This is a genomic window from Streptomyces sp. SID14478 (assembly GCF_010548525.1).
GTDB lineage: Bacteria > Actinomycetota > Actinomycetes > Streptomycetales > Streptomycetaceae > Streptomyces.
Genome location: NZ_JAAGMG010000359.1, coordinates 1 through 2517, shown reverse-complemented (window position 1 = coordinate 2517; position 2517 = coordinate 1). Strand labels below are relative to the sequence as shown.

Below are 2517 nucleotides of genomic sequence, written 5' to 3'. Positions count from 1 at the left end.
CGACGAGCCCGCACAGCCCCCGCCCGCCGCGCACCGCGGCCCGCACCGCCCCAGGATCCGCGGCGCCGCGGGCATGCGCGACCAGCACGGTCGTGCCGGAACCGAAGACGAGGGCGACGCCGAGCAGCACGTTCTCGACGTTCGTGGCGACGGCGACGGCCGCGACGGCGTCGCCGCCGAGGCGGGCCACCCAGACGGTGTTGATGATCCCGGCCGCCACCGAGGCGAGCAGCGAGAAGTAGACGGGGCGCGCGAGCCCCACGAGCGTCCTGCGGTGTTCGGCGCCGTCCACGGCCATCCCTCCCCGGTACCTCTTTTCGAGGTACCCGATACCTCGAAAAGAGGTACCATGAGCCGGACCCGCCCGCAACCGCCCAGGAGCCCGCATGCTGGAGCTGCCGATCCTCGGCTTCCTCTACGAACAGCCGTTGCACGGCTATGAGTTGAAGGAGCGCATCAAAGCGCTCAGCGGCCACGTCCGCCCGGTCAGCGACGGCGCGCTCTACCCGGCGATCACCCGGCTCCGCACAGCGGGCAGCCTCGACGAGCACACGGAGCCCGGCGCGGGCGCGGCTCAGCGGCGCGTCCTGACCCTCACGGACTCCGGCCGCACGGCCCTGCTCGACCGCCTCCGCGCCCCGAAGCAGAACGAGATCAGCGACCAGACGCGGTTCAACACGCTGCTGGCGTTCCTGCGGCACCTGCCCGACCCCGCCGAGCAGGCCGCGGTCCTGCGCCGCCGCCTGGACTTCCTGCAGACTCCCGCGAGCTTCTTCTACGACGAGGAGGGCCGGCCGGTGCGCGCCGAGGAACCCGAGGACCTTTTCCGGCGGGGGATGCTGCGGGTGGCGCGGGCGACCGGTACGGCGGAGCGGGCCTGGCTGCGCGAGGCGCTTGCCGAACTCGCTCCCTGATCAGCCCAGTTGCGTACGCACGTAATCCCGCCAGCGCGCAACGAAGTCCTGTTCGCCGATGCCGAGGACGCTCTGCAGGGCACCGTCCACGGCGCCGGAGCGCTGCTTGTGGCCGCCGACCGCCGCGTAGAACGCGTTGAGCTTCGCCTCGCCCCACTGGTCGGCGATCATCCGGCAGGCCAGCCAGCCGCTTTCGTACGCGCGTGCCAGCTTGGCCGCGTCGCTGCTGAAGCCGAAGTCCGCGTCCTCGGGCAGTGCGGCGGGCGCGGTGCCCTCCTGCACGGCGCGGCGCAGCTCGGGCGCGGCCTGGCCGGGCGTGCGGCCCGTGTTCCGGTAGCCCGTCCAGTCCGCGTAGCCCTCGGAGAGCCACAGCGGGGTCGCCGCCGAGGTGACGGCGCGGGTGGCCACGTGCGCGGTCTCGTGGGTGAGGACGACCTGCTTGCCGAAGGTGCCGAGCACGCCGTACGCCTCGGGGTTGATGACGACGCGGTCCGCGGGCGCCGAGGCGGAGCCGCCCGCCTCGCCCGTGGTGACGGCCGCGATCCCCTGGTAGCCGGAGGCCGGCGCGCCCAGCAACCCGCCCATGCCGTCGAGGGACTTGGGGACCAGGACGACGATCCTGCGTGCCCAGCGGTCCCCCCAGGCGTCCTGCACCGCGGGCACCGCGTCGTCGGCCAGCTCCGCGTACGAACGCAGCACGGACTTCTGCTGCCCGACCCCGAGGACCAGGCTGTGCGAGCCCTTCACGGCCGTCACCTTGCCCTGCTCCCACAGCTGCTGCCCGGACTTCTTCGCGGGCTCGTCCCCGATGACGCGCCAGTGGCCGTCCGTGCGCTGCAGGGTCAGGGTCCGGGCGGCGACGACCGGCGCCTTGTCGTATCCGTCGACGCGGTAGCGCAGTTCGGCGTCGGCGCTGACCCGGGCCCCGGACCCGTCGATGCGCGTGAGCTCGTACGCCCAGGAGTCCAGCGGGACCTCGGCGAGGTCGAGCAGCAGATACGGGTCGGCGCCGCCGGTCGCCCGGTAGGCCGCGGTGTCCCGGGCGAGCACGGCGGCCGCCCGCCGGTCCAGGACGCGCTGCACGGCGGCCGAGCGGGAGTCGGCGGCCGGATCGTCGCTGTCGCACCCGGACACCACGCCGAGCAGGGCGCCGAGCGCCACGAAGCACCCCGCCCTGCTCACCCCGCGCCGTCGACCAGCCATCTTGCTGATCGTACGGGGTCCCGCAAGAGCCGTCCTCAGACTCGCGTCACGGAGCTGACCGGCATCATGCCGACCGGGTCGTAGCGCACCGGGGCGCCGGGGTAGGGCGCGTGGATCACTTGCCCGTTGCCCGCGTAGATGCCGATGTGGTGGGCGTCGGACCCGTACGCGACCAGGTCGCCGGGCCGCGCCTGGGACAGCGGGACCTGCTGCCCCGCGTACCGCTGGGCCTGCGAGGTGCGCGGCAGACCGACCCCGGCCTGCCCGTACGACCACTGCATCAGGCCCGAACAGTCGAATCCGGAGGGCCCGTTGGCGCCCCAGACGTACGGCTTGCCGAGCGCGGACTGGGCGGCGGCGAGCGCGGCGGCCGCACGGGCCGAGGACGCGGGACCGGCGC

Annotated in this window: 4 protein-coding genes; 1 reads left to right on the top strand and 3 read right to left on the bottom strand. The window is 74.0% G+C overall.

Annotation, left to right across the window (positions count from 1 at the left end; genetic code table 11):
* Nucleotides 1-292, bottom strand: a 292-nt coding sequence (locus tag G3I40_RS11850) for an MATE family efflux transporter (RefSeq protein WP_343244902.1), incomplete at its 3' end; no start/stop codon positions are given.
* A 94-nt stretch (nt 293-386) separates the two neighbouring features.
* Between G3I40_RS11850 and G3I40_RS11845 the strand changes: the two genes are divergently transcribed.
* Nucleotides 387-914, top strand: a complete 528-nt coding sequence (locus G3I40_RS11845; protein ID WP_164302119.1) for a PadR family transcriptional regulator — start codon at nt 387-389, stop codon at nt 912-914.
* On the opposite strand, the gene G3I40_RS11840 is transcribed toward G3I40_RS11845, so the two are convergent.
* Together G3I40_RS11840 and G3I40_RS11835 are read right to left on the bottom strand one after the other, a co-directional pair.
* The gene (locus G3I40_RS11840; protein WP_164302118.1) at nt 915-2117 is read right to left on the bottom strand and encodes a hypothetical protein; all 1203 of its coding nucleotides are present in this window, start codon (nt 2115-2117) and stop codon (nt 915-917) included.
* Between the two features lie 35 nt (nt 2118-2152).
* A partial coding sequence (locus tag G3I40_RS11835; RefSeq protein ID WP_203643887.1) for a C40 family peptidase occupies nt 2153-2517 on the bottom strand: 365 nt, incomplete at its 5' end.

Coding starts and splice junctions, on each gene's coding strand:
- G3I40_RS11840 (WP_164302118.1), bottom strand. CDS start 2,117: ATGGCTGGTCGACGGCGCGGGGTGAGCAGGGCGGGGTGCTTCGTGGCG.
- G3I40_RS11845 (WP_164302119.1), top strand. CDS start 387: ATGCTGGAGCTGCCGATCCTCGGCTTCCTCTACGAACAGCCGTTGCAC.